Origin of the sequence: Myxococcus guangdongensis (genome assembly GCF_024198255.1) — a bacterium.
GTDB classification, from domain to species: domain Bacteria; phylum Myxococcota; class Myxococcia; order Myxococcales; family Myxococcaceae; genus Myxococcus; species Myxococcus guangdongensis.
The window spans coordinates 550,802-566,805 of the sequence record NZ_JAJVKW010000006.1; the positions used below are offsets into that span (position 1 = coordinate 550,802).

Consider the following 16,004-nt stretch of genomic DNA (forward strand, 5'->3'; position numbering starts at 1 on the left):
GGTCTGCATGGGGTTCCTGGTGGGTGGGGGAAACGAAAAAAGCCCCGCGCCGGGGAGCGCGGGGCCAGGTCGGAAGGACAGCGATTCCGAGCTAGACCTCCCGCGCTCCGCGGGTCGTCGTGTGCGTCGTCGTCGTCGTCGAGGTGAAGGTCGCCGCGCGCGCGGAGGTCCGGGACGTCCATCCCGAGGTCCACGCGATGTCGAGGCCGATGCCGTTCACGAACCCGAACGCTGACCGATGAGCCCGGTGCGAGTCAAGCCGCCCTCCCGGACAGGAGGGCGACGGCTCACCCACCCGCCACGTCCCACTCCACGCGGTGCAGCGTCAGCGCCTCCTGCTTGCCCTTCACGTGGGTGGGGGGCAGCGGCGTCAACGCCCAGCGCGACTCGCGCAGCCGCGCGCGCGTGGCCTCGGACAGCACCACCTGGCCCGCCTTCGCCACGCCGCACACCCGGCTGGCCACGTTGGTGACGTCCCCGAGCGTGGCGTACTGGAGGTAGTGCTCGGAGCCGATGTTGCCGGCGGCGGCCGGGCCGCTGTTGAGGCCCACGTGGATGCGCAGCTCCGGCTGTCCCCGGGCGCGGAAGCGCGCGTTGAGGCCCTCCAGCTCGCGCTGCATGTCCACCGCCGCGCGCACGGCCCGGTCCGCGTCGTCCTCGCGCGAGAAGGGCGCGCCCCACACCGCCATCAGCGCGTCGCCGATGTACTTCTCCAGCGTCCCCTCGTGACGGAAGACCACGTCCGCCATCACCGGGAAGTACGCGTTGAGCATGTCCACCACGTCCCGGGGACCGCGCGAGGAGGACAGGGGCGTGAAGTCGGAGATGTCCGCGAAGAGCACCGTCACCTCCGTCTCCACCACCTCCAGCGCGGTGCCGGGCGAGGCGTGCAGCCTTCGCACGACGGCGGGCGGGAAGAAGCGCAGGTACGTGTTGCGCAGCACCGCCTCCTCCTCCAGCCGCCGCGTCAGCCGCGCGTTGTCGAGCGCCACCGCCGCCTGGTTGGCGAAGGCGGTGAGGAACTCCAGGTCGGCCTCCGTGAACAGGCCCCCGTGCGAGCGGTTGTCCACGTACAGCACGCCCAGCCACGTGTCCCGGGGCTTGAGCGGCACGCACATGGCGGAGTGGATGGACTGCGCGCGGATGGAGACGGAGCTGTCCAGCCGCACGTCCTCTTGGGCGTGGGCGAAGAGCGCCGCCAGCCCGCTCTTGCGCACGGAGTCGACGATGCGCTGGCTGTAGAAGCGCTCCGGCGGGGGCTCGCCGGCGGCGGCGCGCGCCACGCGGGGACGCAGCTCTCCGGTGGCCTCGTCCACGAGCAGCAGCGCGGCCCGGTCCACGCCGAGCACGCGGAAGACGAGCTGGAGGATGCGCTCCAGGAGCGAGTCGAGCGAGCCGGGCGACGACAACAGCTGCGCCACCGCGAGCAACACCTGGAGCCGCTCGCGCGTCGCGTCGCCCTCCGGCTCCGGGCGCACCCTGAGGCGCGGCGCATCCAGGGACAGCGCTCCGGGCGCGGGGGAGAAGCGCGTGTCCAGGGTGCGCGTGTGCAGCGGGCTCAGCCCGGTGTCCGCGTCGGGGTCCCCCGCGAGGAGCTGGAACCCCACCTCGCCGCAGCGGAACGTGTCCCCCGCGGAGAGCTCGTGGCGCTCCACGCGCAGCTCGCGGACGAAGGTGCCGTTCTTGCTGCCCTGGTCCACCAGCACCACGCGCGAGCCGTCGCGCTCCAGGCGCGCGTGCCTTCGCGACAGGCTCTTGTGGAGCACGCAGACGGAGCTCTCCTCCGTCCTGCCGATGGTGGTGACGCCTTCGGGGAGCAGCAGCTCCTGCTCGCCCTCCCGCCCGGGGTTGAGGATGAGGCGCATGGCGCCCGGGATGCTACACCCGCCCGCGGGCCTCTCGAAGGAAGTGGCCGGCGCGGGCGGGGAGGGTGGTGGGCACTCAGCCCACCATGCGGACGACGAGCTGAGTCATGCCGTAGATGAGCAGCGCCATCAGCGCGGAGGCGGGGATGGTGAACACCCAGGCCCAGATGATGCGGCCCGCCACGCCCCACTTCACCGCGCGCCAGCCGCGCGTGGAGCCCACGCCGACGATGGCGCCGGTGATGGTGTGGGTGGTGGACACGGGGATGCCCAGCTCCGCCAGCGCGATGATGGTGACGCCGCCGCCCGTCTCCGCGCTGAACCCGCCGATGGGCGCCAGCTTCGTCAGGCTGTGGCCCATGGTGCGGATGATGCGCCAGCCGCCGAAGAACGTCCCCATCGCGATGGCCGCGTGACAGGAGATGATCATCCACCAGTCGATGTGGAACGGACGGTCCGCCCAGATGGTGCCGAAGAGCACCACGGCGATGATGCCCATCACCTTCTGCGCGTCGTTGGTGCCGTGGCTGTAGGAGAAGATGGCGGACGAGACGAGCTGGAGCCGGCGGAACCAGACGTCCACCACGCGCGGCGTCTGCTTGTGCACCACCCACGTGCTCACCAGCATCAGCGTCATGCCCAGCGTGGTGCCGATGAGCGGCGAGAGCACGATGAAGGCGGCGATCTTCGCGATGCCCGCGCCCATCAAGCCCTTCAGCCCCAACACCGGCAGCGTCGCGCCAATCATGCCGCCCGCCAGCGCGTGCGAGGACGACGACGGCAGCCCCCACCACCACGTGAGCAGGTTCCAGGCGATGGCGCCCATCAGCGCCGCGAAGATGACCGACAGCACCGCGGTGGGGCCCGTGGCGCGCAGCATCTCGAAGTTGATGATGCCCTTGCCCATGGTGTTGGCGACATGGACACCGCCACCGAAGGCGGCGACGAAGTTGAAGAAGGCGGCCCACGCCACGGCCAGGTTCGGTGACAACACCCGGGTGGACACCACGGTGGCGATGGAGTTCGCCGCGTCGTGGAAGCCGTTGATGAAATCGAAGATGAGCGCCACTCCGACGATGAGGATGACGGCCGCGAGTAGCATCTCAGGAGTGCTCCAGCACCACGCCCTCGATGACGTTCGCCACACCCTGGCACTTGTCCGTGGCGGTCTCGATGAGGTCGTAGATCTCCTTCCACTTGATGATGGTCAGAGTGTCGACCCCGCTCTTGAACAGCCGGCCCAGGCCCGAGCGAAGCACTTCGTCCGCCTGCGTCTCCAGGCGTTTGATCTCCTTGCAGCCGGCGAGGATCTGCTCCGGCTTCTTGATGAGCCGCAGCGCCGCCACCACCTCCTGCACCTTCTGGGCGGACAGCACCAGCAGGCGCGCCAGCTCCGTCGCGTCCGGCAGGCTGCTCTGGATTTCGTAGTAGTGCAGCCGTGACGCGGCCGCGTTCGCCAGGTCCAGCACGTCGTCGATGCGCGACAGCAGCGAGTGGATCTGCGTCCGGTCGAACGGGGTGATGAACTGCTTGTGCAGACGGTTGAAGGCGGTGTGGGTGACCTCGTCACCCTGGTGCTCCACGTCCTTGAGCGCCTGGACCCGCCTGGGCACGTCCGTGTAGTCGCTGAGCAGTTCGTGAAGCATCTTCGCGCCCTGCACTGTGGCGGCGCACTGTTTGTCGAAGTCGTCGAAGAACTCGTCCGACTTGGGCATCAGCCTTTCGAGCATTGCTCCCTCCCGGATGGGGGCATGCCTCGGGTGTCACCTCCGCGTGACACGGCCGTGGCGCGCCCGTGACTACCTCACCTGGGGAGAATCACCAGCCTTCCTTTTTGACTTGCAACGGAATTCCGGGCTCCGGGGCCCCGGGTCTCGCTGTCTCGAGCCATTAGGCCGCCAGCGAGGAGGGGCCTTGGTGTCTACAGGTGGGGAAGCAGCGCCTGTTCCAGCTTCGCCCGGGGCATCGCGCCCAGGAGCTGCTGGACGACCTGGCCGTCCTTGAAGAGCAGCAGGGCGGGGACGGAGCGGATGTTGTAGCGCTGGGCCGTCACCTGGTTCGCGTCCACGTCGAGCTTCGCCACCTTGAGGCGGCCCCGGTATTCGGTGGCGAGCGCGGCCAGGGTGGGGGCGATGGCGCGGCACGGCGGGCACCAGGTGGCGGTGAAGTCCACCAGCACCGGTTCCTTCGACTCCAGCACCTCCTGGTGGAACCGCGTGTCGCCCAACTCGATGACGTCGGTGGCCATGTCCTGTGCTCCTGGGTGGAGGCGCGGCGTCGGGGCCGTGCCTCGGTTCGAGGAGGACATGTAGTGGCCGGGGCGCCCGGGGACGAGCGTCCCTGGCGGAACGCGAGGTTGCGTGAAGAGCCCTCAACGTCTCCGGGGGAGGGATGTCTCCGCCTCCCAGGGCAGCGAGGCGCCGCGCTCCGAGAGCAGCGTGAGGAAGGCGCGCAGCTTGGGTGGGAGCTGGCGGCTGCTCGGGTAGACGGCGAACACGGGGATGCCCGGGGGCGTCGCGGCCTCCAGCACGGGGACGAGCAGTCCGCTCCTCACGTCGTCGACGACGAGGGAGGCGGGCAGTCGGACCACGCCCAGGCCCGCGCGGGCGGCGGCCTGGCCCGCGCGCACGCTGGGGACACGGAGACGGCCGGTGACGGGGTGGCTGAGCGCGTCGCGTCCCTCGCCGAAGAACCAGACCTCGTCGGTGCCGGGCTCGGCGAGCACGACGCAGGCATGGCCCTGGAGGTCGGCGGGGGTGCGCGGGGTGCCCTGGCGGGAGAGGTACGCGGGGCTGGCGTAGTAGCCGGTGCGCAGGCGCCCGAGCTTCCGGGCCACCAGCGACGAATCGGCGAGCGGGCCGGTGCGCAGGGCCACGTCGTACTCCTCGGCGATGAGGTCGACGTGGGCCTCGGCGAGCGCGAGTTCCACGCGCAGCAGCGGGTGGTGCAGGAGCAGCTCCGCGATGAGCGGGGTGAGCAGCTCGCCCAGGAGCGACAGGGTGGCGATGCGCAGGGTGCCTTGGGGCGTGGCGCGGGACTCGCCCAGGGCGCGGTTCACCTCGCGGGCCTCGGAGACCAGCCGCGCGCAGTGGGCATGGTAGTCGCGCCCCGCCTCGGTGAGGCGCAGGTGGCGCGCGTTGCGCTCCAGCAGGCGGACCCCGAGCCGCTCCTCGAGCGCGGAGAGCCGGCGGCTCACGGTGGACTTGCGCAGGCCCAGCCGCTGGGCGGCGGCGGTGAGCCCTCCGGAGGTGACCACCTCCGTGAAGAGCAGCATGTCATCCAGGAGGGGTGGGCTCGGTGGCACGGGGGTGGAGCCTAGCCGGGGAGGTCGTCCGGCTCCTTGCTCTTTGGGCCTCCGGGCGTCACTGGGGGGTGGGCAGGGGAGGAAAAGCCGGGTAGATGCAGGGCGTTTCCCAGGTCCCGCCCATGATGCCCTTGAGCCCCATGCCGTTGTGTGTCGCGCCGATGATGGATTGGACGGACCGGAACTGCCGGTACTTCCACCGTCAAATCAGTCGGCACACGCTCCTGTACACGGAGATGTTGACCACGGGCGCCGTGCTGCACGGCGACCGCGAGCGGCTGTTGGGCTACGAGGCGGCCGAGCATCCGGTGGCCATCCAGTTGGGTGGTTCGGAGCCGGAGGCGTTGGCGGAGTCGGCGCGCATCGCCGAGTCGTGGGGCTACGACGAGGTGAACCTCAACGTCGGCTGCCCCAGCGACAGGGTGCAGTCGGGCCGCTTCGGCGCGTGTCTGATGGCGGAGCCGGAGCTGGTGGCGCGGCTGGTGGGCGCGATGCGCTCGGCGGTGAGCATCCCGGTGACGGTGAAGTCGCGCATCGCCATCGACGAACTGGAGGAGTGGCCCACGCTGGAGCGCTTCGTGCGGCTGATTGCGGCCGAGGGCTGCACGCGCTTCATCGTGCATGCGCGCAAGGCGTGGCTCCAGGGGCTGAGCCCCAAGGAGAACCGCGACGTGCCGCCCCTGCGTTACGACCTGGTGCACCGGCTCAAGCAGGAGCTGCCGCACCTGGACATCAGCATCAACGGCGGCATCAAGACGCTGGACGCGGCGGCCGAGCACCTGAAGCACGTGGACGGGGTGATGATTGGCCGCGCCGTCTACGAGAACCCGTACCTCCTGGCGGAGGCGGACCGCCGCTTCTTCGGGGCGACGGAGGCGCCGCGCGAGCGCCACGAGGTCGTGGAGGCGATGCTGCCGTACATCGAGCGCAGCCGTCAGCGGGGCGCGCCGCTGAGCGCGGTGACGCGGCACATGCTGGGATTGTTCCAGGGCCTGCCCGGCGCGCGCGCGTGGCGGCGGCACCTGAGCGAGAACGCGCACAAGCCCGGAGCGGGACCCGAAGTGGTGGTGGCCGCGCTCGCCAAGGTGCGCCGCGAGCCCGACGCCGTCGTGGCGGCCTGAGGGCCCGAAGCACTTCGTCCCTCGCGTCGACGACAGAGACGACGAAGCCCGGGCCCTCACCTCGAGGACCCGGGCTCGCGGGGGTGAAACCGTGCTGGCTCAGCCGATGACGAGTTCGCCCGACAGGGGCTTCTTGCCCTCGTCCATGAAGAGCCCGAAGTAGCTCTCCGCCAGCCTGTACTCGTTGTACGCCGGCGAGCACGCCATGTTGCGCACCGCCATCAGCGGATCATTCGGCTTGCCGTCGTAGTCGGTGAGCAGGACGTTGATGCCCATGTGCCCGCCGTTCTGCGCCTGGACGCCGGAGCGGCGCTGCATCTCCTCGATGTCGTCGGCCGTCAGGTTGAGGGTGATGGGCCGGTCGTGCTCGCGCGCGGCCTTCGCCTTGTCCGCGTCACCGGTGAACGAGTACACGAGCAGCTCGCGCGCGTTGTCGTCCTTCGTGTCGAACTTCATCGCGAACTTCTCGGAGCCGGGGACGAGCTTGCCGTCCTTGCCGTACTTCTGCTCGAGGGTGATGTCCGGGTGGTCACCACCGTAGGTGATGTCGGACGTCAGCGACTTCGTCCCGTCCGGGTGGTGCGTGATGAGGTAGTCGCCGGTGTTGGTGGTGCCGTCGGTCTCGATGCTGAACGGCCCCACGTCGATGCCAATCTTGCCGCCCGTCGACTCGTAGTTGATCTTGTCGAAGCGCAGCGTGTTGGCCACGCCCGGGCCTTCCTTCTCCGGCATCCGGCCGTCCTTGGCGAAGGCCTCGAAGGCCTTCTGGCCCTCGGGGTTGCCCAGGTCGAACTCGGCCGTGCGCAGCTTGTACTCCTTGAGCGTGTCCTCGCGGCCCATGCTCACGGACACGGGGCCCGCGCCCAGCGTCACCTTGCCGTTGTTCTCGATGAACTCCGTGGGGCCCGTCGTCATCGACAGCTTGTCGCCCGTGCGGCTCACCTCGATGGACATGCCCTTGCCACTCTTGACGTCGCCGGAGATGCCCAGCTCCACCGCGTGATAGGACAGGCCCACATCCAGCCCGTAGCCGGCGAACTGGCTCTGCTCCATCTTGATGGACGTGCCGTCCGGAATCGTCTCCGGGTTGAGCGGATGCGGCGGCGCGATTTCACCGCGCTTGAGCTTCTCGAAGTCCGCCTCCGTCATCTTCACTTCGTACGTCATGCTCTTGCCGGCCTCGACGCTGCCCTCCACGGACGCGCCCACGCCGACCTTGGCCTTCTTGAACTCCACCGAGCCCGACGCGGACACCGACGTCTCCGCGCTGATGGACACGGTGACGAAGCCGTCCTCCTTCTTCACGTCCTTCTCGAGCGAGTCGCTGAACTCGACGGACACGGGGCCCGCCTGGCCCGGGATGGTCGTCTCGTGCGGCTGCACGTTGGCCGCGTCCGGCACGCTGCCCACGTCCGCCGGGTAGTCGGCCACCATCATCTGCTGCAGCTCGGGGGACACGTTCGCGTCCGCCAGCGCCTGGGCGCGCTCGGGCGTGCCCGCCTCGGTGCCGAACACCTTGGCCGCCGTGGTGCCGGGGATGGAGCCCGCCTCGCTGTAGTGCGAGTTGCCCTGGAGGTAGGACTTCATGTCGTCCCAGCTCTGGCCGTTGCTGGGGTCCAGCACGCGCTCGCCCTGGCGCACGACGACGTGGCCCGACTGGCCCTCGGCGCCCGCGCGCGAGTCCTTCAGGAACACCAGATCCGAGCGGCCCTGCAGCTCGGGCGAGGACTTGTTGATGAAGTCCGCGGCCTTGTCCAGGCAGTTGACCTTGGCGTCCTTGCTGTTCTCCGTGAAGAGCGACGTCGACGGGGCGCCCTGGCCATCCAGCTTCAGCTGGTTCTTCGCGCCCGCGGGCTCGAAGGTGGACACGTCCTTCTTCTGCGCGGCCAGCTTCTTGGCGGCCTCCGCGGCCTTCTTCGCGGCCGCGGCAGCTGCCTGACGAGCCGCCTCCGCCGCCCTGCGCGCCGCCTCCGCTGCCCTGCGTGCCGCCTCTGCTGCTCCACCATCACCAACGCGTCCAGCTCCCATGGGGTGTGGGCTCCTAGCTGTCGAACGAGATTCCCAATTCTCGGGAGTCGACGCGCCGGGTTGCGGAAGGTGAGAAAATTCCCGGTGTCTCCTCCGAATCCGGCCCGGGAGTGAAGCCCCGGCGCTCATCTCGTATGGATGTGGGGGCTTCAGCGCCGGGGCGGGGTGGCTCGGAAGCGCTGGAGCTTGGTGCGGTTGCCGCACACGGCCATGGAGCACCACCGACCGGAGCGGTTCTTGGAGGTGTCGTAGAAGGCCTCCTGGCACGCGCCCGCGGCGCACACCTTCATCCGGGGCCAGTGGCCGTCGCGCTGGGTGGAGACGATGGCGGCGAACAGCGCGCCCAGGGCCTTCCAGCCGCCAGTGGCCGAGGGGCGCAGCGCCACGCCGTCCTGGCTGAAGCTCACGGTGAGGGGGCTGGAGGAGGCGACGCGCTCCAGCGTCTTCAAATCAGCGGGGGCCAGGGGCTCGCCGGTGTGGGAGAGGAGCACGGCGCGCAGGGCCTCGCGGGCCTCGATGGCGGCGCGGAAGGCGTCCGGGGTGAAGGTGTCCGAGGACGACACGAGGCCCCGTGCGCGGCACCAGGTGTCGAGCGCGCCCGGCGTGGGCACGGCATCGACGAGCTTCTCCACGTCGAGCGTGTTGACGAACTCGAGGAGCAGGACGACGTCCGTGGGGAGTCCGGGGCTGCGCGCATCGGCCATGCGGTGGGCCTATCGTGTCCTGCGCGTGGGCACCAGGGCCCCCAGTCCGTGGGTGAGTGCCTCCACCAGCGCGCGGGCCGCATCGCGCCGGGGGTCCAGGCTCGGGTCATAGATGGTGACGTCCATGCCCACCGCCAGCCCCGAGTCGACGAGCCGGGCGACCAGGTCGCCGAGCTCCGCCACGCGGAGGCCGTCGGGTTGACGCGAGTCGACGGCGGGCATCACCGCGTCGTCCAGGACGTCCGCGTCCAGGTGCATCCAGAAGCCGCGCACGCCGCGCTCCTTGAAGCGGGTGAGAACGCGCTTTGCTCCCGCGGCGATTCCCTCCTCTCGCAGGACGTCCAGGTCCAGCCAGGCCATGGCGGTGTCGCGAGCGTCCTCGGCGCCGACCTTCGCGCCTTGGCGTTCCGGGTCCCTGACCCCGAGCACGGCCACGTCCGCGTCGAGCACGAGCGGGCCGCGGTTCTCCAGGTTCGACAGCAGGGCGGGGCCCCGGCCGGTGGAGAGCCAGAGGTCCATGCCCGCGGCGCCGCCGAGCTCGGAGGCCTCGGGCGGCCAGAAGTCGGTGTGTCCATCCATGAAGGCGAGCCCCGAGTGCGCGCCGGTGCGCTTCAGCCCCAACAGGCAGCCGAGCAGGATGCTGCAGTCGCCGCCCAGGACGAGCGGGAAGCGCTGGGCGCGCACGATGGCCTCGACGGCGTCCGCGAGCTGGAGGCTCAGCTCGGCGATGCCGTGGGGGTTGAGGATGCGCGTCTGGGCGTCTCGCTCCAGCACGTAGTCCCGGGGCGTCACGGTGTGCTCCACCTGCGCCTGGAGCCGGAGCCCCAATCCGGCCTCCATCAGGGCCGTGGGGAGCAGGTCCACGCGGGGAATCCGTCCGTCCGGACGACTCAGGCCCAGACCGGAGGGCACGGCGACGACGGCGATGGGCGATGACATGGGCGCTCCCGGGCTGCAGGTGGAAACCGCTGAATCAGCTTCAGTGGTTTCGTCGAAGCTATGGCGGGAGCTGCGCGGATGCAACCGTCAAAGTCGAATAGGTGGTTCCCGCAGTGATACATGTTTCATTCCCGAATTCGTCGGGTTCTGCGCAAAGACTGTCCAGTCCCGGTGGAATCGGGACGCTCGATGGGGCGGCTCGGGGTGAAACAGAAACATTGTGACGCGGAGCGTCGAGTTTGCTCGCTTCTCTCTGTGAGGGCCGTAACATTCCTGAGACATGACCCTGCAACGCTCGATTCTCTCCCTGATGGTTGTCTCCCTCGTTGCTGTCTGCGCACTCTCCGCCTGTGATTCTGATGACAAGCCGTCGACACCCGAGGTGGGTGACGACGCGGGGACCCAGCCGGACGCCGGCGCCGTGCCCGATTCCGGCGCGGAACCCGACGCGGGCGCGGTGCCCGACGCCGGAACCGAGCCCGACGCCGGAATTGAGCCTGACGCGGGCACGACGCCCGACGCGGGCGTGACACCTGACCCGTTCACCATTTGCGAGGGGGCCTGCCGTGAGACCTCGACCACCATCCGCATGGGTGACAACTCGCGCGTCCTGACCAATGCGTACTTCGGCTACACGGAGCCCGAGAGCCCGGACGGGGCGTGGACGGTGTGGATCGAGCTGAACAATGGGACTCCGGGCGAGTGCCCGTCGCCGGATTCGTCGGTGCCGGCTCAGCTCGTCAACGTCTACGACGTGAAGGTGCCGGTGGACGCGACGCCGCAGAGCGGTACCACCATTGAGGGTGAGCCGCGAACGACCCTGGTCGACTTCGATGGCTCGCTCAGCGTCAACTGGTTCGACCACAGCACGAGCATGACCTTCACGCCCGTGGCGGCCTCCCTCTGTGCCACCTGCGCCAAGACCGGCGAGTTCCCCGCGTCGCACTTCGTGGCGTTCGACGTGGAGGCTGTCATGGAGGACGGCGCCTTCACCGGGCATGGGTATGCCACCTACTGCCCGGCGCTCACCGATCTGGTCGAGGAGTGACCTCAGGCCGGCTCACGGCGGCGTGAGTCGCTCCCGCCCGGGCACCCCGAACTGGGTGCCTGGGCGGTGGTTCCGTCCTCAGTGAGGCTTGGGAGGAACGGTGTCGAACCGGGGCGTCCCCTCCTCGATGTCGTAATAGTCGCCCTTGTTGGCCATGTAGATGTGGAGCGCCACGCGCGTCTGCGTGGGCGTGTCGAACGCGCCCATGGCGATTCCAATCCAGTCGCGCTGGAGCGGCTCCCAGAACAGCGACGAGCCGCAGACCGAGCAGAACCCGCGGCGCACCTTCTCCGAGGACTGGAACCAGCGGACCTGGTCCTCGCCCTCGACGGTGAGGGCCGAGCGGGGGACGTCGGTCGACACGAAGTAGTGTCCCGAGTGCTTGCGGCACTTGGTGCAATGGCAGGCGTCGGGCGCGCGCAGCTCGCCCTCCACGGTGAAGCGGACCGCGCCGCACAAACAGGAACCCCGCTGCATGGATGTCCTCGTCCAAAGGGTGGGGCGGGGAGCCTGCTGCGTCCGCCACGGACAGACAAGCGCAACCGGCGCCGTGCACGAGCCCTGTCCTGGAGCGGAGCCGTGGGGCTCGACTCCGCGCCCGTGAGGGCCGTGGTCGCGCGAGCAAGTAGCGCGACCACGGTTCAGCTCAAGCGAGGCTCAGCAGTTCTGCTTGCAGGGCGGCGGCGGGCCGACGGGCGGCGGGCTGCCAGCGGGCGGCGTGCTGATGCTGCTGTGGCAGGTGTAGAGCTGGAGGTCATAACAGTACTGGCGGTAGTACTGGGCCGTCGGCCCGGAGCCGGCCATGTACTGGGAGCAGTTCCAGAAGCTCCACTTGTACGGCGTCCCGGCCGGGCAGCTCCCATCCAGCCACCCGCCGCTGCCGTAGTCGCGACACGAGCCCTGGAACGTCCCGACGCTGCACACGTTCTGCTCCACCTGGTCCAGGTTCTCCGTCTCCGGGGCCGCCTCGTCCAGCGGCGCGCCACCACAGGCGATGGCGCCCACGCACAGCGCTCCCACGAACAACGGCCGCATGACTTGCTTCAACATGGATTGACCTCTTGGATTGTCAGCCCGCCGTGGCCGGGACCTTCCCGTCGGCGAGTGGCGGCCACCCTACGTTCCTCCCTGATTAACCAGGATTAAGCGCGATTAAATGTGGCGGAGGCCGGGTGTCAGCCCACCATCTTGGGAGCACGCGGGGCGGGGGCGTCGTCCCAGTAGGACAGCTCGGGGTAGACATCGCGCAGTTGGTAGCGGCTGTTCCGGAAGTGCCAGTAGAGATAGCTCTTCAAGGAGCGGTCGACCTGGGTCCGCAGCTCGTCGGGCAGGGAGGACGCGGCCGCCTGGATGGAGTGGTAGCTCTTGAGCACCTCGTCGACCGTCTCCAGGAAGACCTCCGGGTAGGGGCGCTTCGTCGTCATCGCCCGCCTGAAGATGTAGCTGCTCTCGAAGTCGGCTCCGTCCAGGGCCTCTTTGTAGAAAGAGAAGGCGTCATTGCCCAGGTTGATGAATGCGTTCGAGGCCTCCATGGTGTTCACCCAGAACATCGGGTTGCGCGAGAAGCTCAGGCGCTCGTCGAGGAATTGGAGCGAGATGTGCCAGAACTCGAAGAACCCATTGTTGTCGCGGATGTAGCGGACGCTGGGTGAGGTCCGTTGGGCCTGGTGCTGAGCCACCAGGACCTCGAAGAGGGTCCCGATGGCGTTGCGGTAGAACAAGCTCTTGTAGATGGCCAGGAACTCCGCGCTGCAGAATCGGCCCACCTCTTCGAAGGCATGGTCGATGTACTGCGTCAGCGGGGAAGGGGGATGGGCGACGCCATGGCCATGCTTGAGGGTGAGGAGGCTGGTGGCCTGCTCGTAGTCGGAGTGGGGCTCGCTCGCCAGGATGATGCTCCAGATGCGAGTGATGGCCAGTCCCAATTCGGGGCGCTCGACGGGAATCATGATGTGGCGCATGAACGCGATGGTCTGGGTGGCGGCCTCCGGGACGTCGACGCCTCGGGCCACGGCTTCCTCGCGGACGATGCGGGCTTCGTGGTCGACCGCCGACCGGTCGAACGTCGGCTCGAAGGTGGGGAGGTCCTGCTCGGTCGGGTCTCCTGGGATGGGGCCGATCGGCCGTATCAGTTTGCGCAAGGCCCCGGAGCGGACCGCGTCCTCCGCCGCCTGACGGTACTCCGGGACTGTGATTCGGCTCAGCCTTGGGTGCAGCTCCGCCTCGAGCATGTGTGACCTCTGAAGTCGTGTGCTTTGGATGCGGAATGTAAGCAGGGTCCATTTGACTGCATTCGAGCCAGTCCCTGGTCTGTGATTGGGTGGGCGGAGGTGTTGATTCCGCGCCACTGCCATTGTCCCCGGAGCGAGGCGCCGTCGTCCTGCGGGCTCGGGTGCGGGGCGTATGTGAATACCCGCAGGATGAAAAGTGTTTCAGGTCGCGTCGAGCGCTCGGAGCGCCGCGCTCAGTGCGTCCGGCAATGCGTCCGGGTCTCCCCGGCGCAAGGCGGCGAGGCCCGCCTGGAAGTCCGCGCGCGCGCCGTCGACATCGCCGAGCCGTACGCGGAGCTGGCCGCGCTCATGGAGCAGTTCGGGGTCGATGTCCGCGCCCTGTTGCAGGGCGAGTGCGGTGGACAAGTCCTCCAGGGCCTCCGCGTGCATTCCCAGACGGGCGCGCGCGGCGGCACGCTGCTGGAGCAGCCAGGGGTTGTCCTGGTCCTCGGCCAGCGCGAGCGTCCAGTCCTGCTCCGCCCGCGCATCCTGCCCGAGCGCCTCCAGGGACTCGGCGCGCTTCATGTGCAGCACCAGCGCCTTGCGATAGCCGCCGTCCACCAGCGCGTCGAAGTCCGCCACGGCCTCCGCATGGCGACCCAGTCGGGCGAGGCACAGCGCGCGGTGCAGCCGCGTCGTCCGGTGTCCCGGAGCCAGCTCCAGGACGCGCTCGAACCAGGGGAGCGCCTCAACCGGAGCACCGCCCCAGATGCCGAGCGTCATCGCCAGCTCCATCAGGACGATGCCCAGTCTCGGATGCGCCTCGGCGAGCGCGCGCACCTGTGCGAGCGCGGACGTGTACCGGCCCGTCCTGCGCAGCCGGTCGACCTGGCGGAGCTGCTCCGCCACTTCGGGAGGGCAAGGCTCTCGCCCGTTCCTCGTGGTGCCTCCGGTTCGCGCCGAACTCCCCGCGTCGCGCCTCGTTGCGGGCTCCGCGTTCACGCTGGCGGCGTGCTCCTCGGAGGCGGTTCGCGTCGTCGCAGGCTCTGCCTTCATGCCGGAGGCGTGCCCGTCGGAGGCGGTTCGCGTCGTCGCGGGGCTCTCGGCCCCGAGCGCGCCTGCTCTGTCGTCCCGCCCCGCCATGGCCTCGCTCAGCCTCCCTGGGGGAAGGTGCGGCAGGCGGCGTCGTAGTCGCGCCACCACGCCTCGAGCACCTTCATGTCCGTGGCGCGCGGCTCGTCACCCGGGCCCGCCATGTCCAGGTACGCGTGCAAGAGCGGCCGGAAGTAGGGGTGGGCGCACTGGTCGATGATGTCCGTGGCCCGGCGCCGGGGCGAGCGGATGTCCATGTTGCGCGCGTAGCCGTGCTCGGTCACGACGCACTTGATGTCGTGCTCCGTGTGGTCGATGTGCCGCACGTATGGCATCACGCAGCTCACCGTCCGCCCGTCCTTGAGCTTCCTCACCGACGGCGTGTGCACGATGCTCAGGTACGCGTTGCGGAAGAAATCCCCCGAGCCACCCAGCCCGTTGACGATTCGCGAGCCGTCGATGTGCGTCGAATTCACGTGTCCGTAGATGTCCACCTCGATGGGCGTGTTCATCGCGATGACGAACAGCCGCGAGATGATTTCAGGGCTGTTCGACAGCCACATCGGCCGCAGCACCAGCCGCTCCTTGCACCGCTCGAACATCTGCTGGAACCGCTGACGCCCCTCGGCCGAGAAGGACACCGCCGTGGCGGACGCGTACTCGAACTTCGCGTCGTCCTCCACGTAGCGCAGCATCCCGTCCTGGAACACCTCGGTCCAGAATCGAATCTTCTGGAACGGCGACTCGTACAGCTCGCCGATGATGGCGTTGGCCACGTTTCCCACGCCGGACTGGATGGGCGGCAGCCGCTTGCCCCATCCGAACTCCTCGCGGCAGCTCAACAGGAAGTCCACCACGTTGCGCGCGATGCGCTTGTCCGTGTCGTCCGCGGCCTTGAAGGGCACCGGGTGGTCCGGCGTCCTCGACTCCACCACCGCCACCACCTTGCCCAGGTCGAACTCCACGTACGGCGTGCCGATGCGGTCCCTCACGTTCAACAGCGGCAACGGCCACCCCACGTGCGGATGCACCGTGGGCACGACGATGTCGTGGAAGCCCGTGTAGTCCGGCGAGGACGTGTTCACCTCGAGGATGATCTTCTTCGCCTTCGCCAACGCCTCCGCGCTGATGCCCACCGAGGACGTCAGGATGACGCTGCCGTTGGGGCGGATGCGCGACACCTCCACCACCGCCACGTCGATGTCGCCGTAGAACCCGTACATCAGGTTGCGCGCGAAGGCGGACAGGTGCACGTCCGTGAAGTCCATCTCCCCCGCGTGGATGCGCCGCCGCGACGCCGACGAGGACATGTACGGCCCGCGCTTGCGGATGAAGGGCGCCATGGGGCCCTCCACGTCCTCCGACAGCGAGGCCCCCGACAACAGCGTGAGCTGCGTCTGGGGCGCCGTGCGCGCCAGGTGGAAGGCCAGCGCGGGGAAGAACGTCTTGGGCTCGCCCGACTTGGTGAAGCCGCTGATGGCCACCGTGTTCCCATCGGTGACGTGCTTCACGGCCTCCTCGACGGGGACGACCCGGGCCAGGAGGTCGGCGTTCTGGATGCGGTCCTTCAGCGTGCTCGGAGCGGTCATGTTCAAGTGGGGAACCCCCGCGGAAGGCGGCGTGTCCGCGCCGAAGATGTCACACCCCGCGCCCGGGGCGGAGCACGACGCACGCCCCGCTGTTCGCCCCGTGT

15 protein-coding genes are annotated in these 16,004 nt (G+C 69.1%); 2 read left to right on the plus strand and 13 right to left on the minus strand.

Going from position 1 to position 16,004, the window contains the following annotated elements; all coding sequences use genetic code 11:
- Positions 1-287 precede the first annotated feature (287 nt).
- The 5 genes from LXT21_RS21565 to LXT21_RS21585 form a co-directional block, all read right to left on the minus strand.
- Positions 288-1,865 carry an adenylate/guanylate cyclase domain-containing protein gene (locus LXT21_RS21565; RefSeq protein ID WP_254040033.1) on the minus strand — a complete coding sequence of 526 codons (1,578 nt, stop codon included), beginning with the start codon at positions 1,863-1,865 and terminating at the stop codon, positions 288-290.
- A gap of 76 nt (positions 1,866-1,941) precedes the next feature.
- Positions 1,942-2,967 carry an inorganic phosphate transporter gene (locus LXT21_RS21570; protein ID WP_254040034.1) on the minus strand — a complete coding sequence of 342 codons (1,026 nt, stop codon included), beginning with the start codon at positions 2,965-2,967 and terminating at the stop codon, positions 1,942-1,944.
- Between the two features lies 1 nt (position 2,968).
- On the minus strand, positions 2,969-3,595 hold the full coding sequence (locus tag LXT21_RS21575) for a DUF47 domain-containing protein (RefSeq protein WP_074957809.1): 627 nt from the start codon (positions 3,593-3,595) through the stop codon (positions 2,969-2,971).
- Positions 3,596-3,786: 191 nt separating this feature from the next.
- Positions 3,787-4,113 (minus strand): thioredoxin, encoded by a 327-nt coding sequence (trxA, locus tag LXT21_RS21580; protein WP_254040035.1) that lies wholly within the window; start codon positions 4,111-4,113, stop codon positions 3,787-3,789.
- Between the two features lie 123 nt (positions 4,114-4,236).
- Positions 4,237-5,139, minus strand: a complete 903-nt coding sequence (locus LXT21_RS21585; RefSeq protein WP_254040036.1) for a LysR family transcriptional regulator — start codon at positions 5,137-5,139, stop codon at positions 4,237-4,239.
- A gap of 152 nt (positions 5,140-5,291) precedes the next feature.
- Here LXT21_RS21585 and dusA point away from each other — a divergent pair, with 152 nt between their 5' ends.
- A complete protein-coding gene (gene dusA / locus LXT21_RS21590; protein ID WP_254040037.1) occupies positions 5,292-6,290 on the plus strand; it encodes a tRNA dihydrouridine(20/20a) synthase DusA in 999 nt (332 codons plus the stop codon).
- Between the two features lie 99 nt (positions 6,291-6,389).
- On the opposite strand, the gene LXT21_RS21595 is transcribed toward dusA, so the two are convergent.
- The 3 genes from LXT21_RS21595 to LXT21_RS21605 form a co-directional block, all read right to left on the minus strand.
- Complete coding sequence (locus LXT21_RS21595; RefSeq protein ID WP_254040038.1) at positions 6,390-8,318, minus strand: hypothetical protein; 1,929 nt, start codon at positions 8,316-8,318, stop codon at positions 6,390-6,392.
- Between the two features lie 149 nt (positions 8,319-8,467).
- Positions 8,468-9,022 (minus strand): CGNR zinc finger domain-containing protein, encoded by a 555-nt coding sequence (locus LXT21_RS21600; protein WP_254040039.1) that lies wholly within the window; start codon positions 9,020-9,022, stop codon positions 8,468-8,470.
- A gap of 9 nt (positions 9,023-9,031) precedes the next feature.
- A complete protein-coding gene (locus tag LXT21_RS21605; protein ID WP_254040040.1) occupies positions 9,032-9,961 on the minus strand; it encodes an arginase family protein in 930 nt (309 codons plus the stop codon).
- 382 nt (positions 9,962-10,343) lie between these two features.
- Between LXT21_RS21605 and LXT21_RS21610 the strand changes: the two genes are divergently transcribed.
- Complete coding sequence (locus tag LXT21_RS21610) at positions 10,344-11,009, plus strand: hypothetical protein (protein ID WP_254040041.1); 666 nt, start codon at positions 10,344-10,346, stop codon at positions 11,007-11,009.
- 78 nt (positions 11,010-11,087) lie between these two features.
- Here the strand turns inward: LXT21_RS21610 and LXT21_RS21615 are convergent, their stop codons facing one another.
- From LXT21_RS21615 to LXT21_RS21635, 5 genes are all read right to left on the minus strand, one after another.
- Complete coding sequence (locus tag LXT21_RS21615; protein WP_254040042.1) at positions 11,088-11,486, minus strand: GFA family protein; 399 nt, start codon at positions 11,484-11,486, stop codon at positions 11,088-11,090.
- Between the two features lie 180 nt (positions 11,487-11,666).
- On the minus strand, positions 11,667-12,059 hold the full coding sequence (locus LXT21_RS21620) for a hypothetical protein (protein ID WP_254040043.1): 393 nt from the start codon (positions 12,057-12,059) through the stop codon (positions 11,667-11,669).
- A gap of 125 nt (positions 12,060-12,184) precedes the next feature.
- Positions 12,185-13,240: a hypothetical protein gene (locus LXT21_RS21625; protein ID WP_254040044.1), complete on the minus strand. Its 1,056-nt coding sequence runs from the start codon at positions 13,238-13,240 to the stop codon at positions 12,185-12,187.
- Positions 13,241-13,441: 201 nt separating this feature from the next.
- Positions 13,442-14,128, minus strand: coding sequence for a tetratricopeptide repeat protein (locus tag LXT21_RS21630; protein ID WP_254040045.1), 687 nt, complete (start codon positions 14,126-14,128; stop codon positions 13,442-13,444).
- A gap of 242 nt (positions 14,129-14,370) precedes the next feature.
- The gene (locus tag LXT21_RS21635; RefSeq protein ID WP_254040046.1) at positions 14,371-15,900 is read right to left on the minus strand and encodes an acetyl-CoA hydrolase/transferase C-terminal domain-containing protein; all 1,530 of its coding nucleotides are present in this window, start codon (positions 15,898-15,900) and stop codon (positions 14,371-14,373) included.
- Between the last annotated feature and the right edge of the window lie 104 nt (positions 15,901-16,004).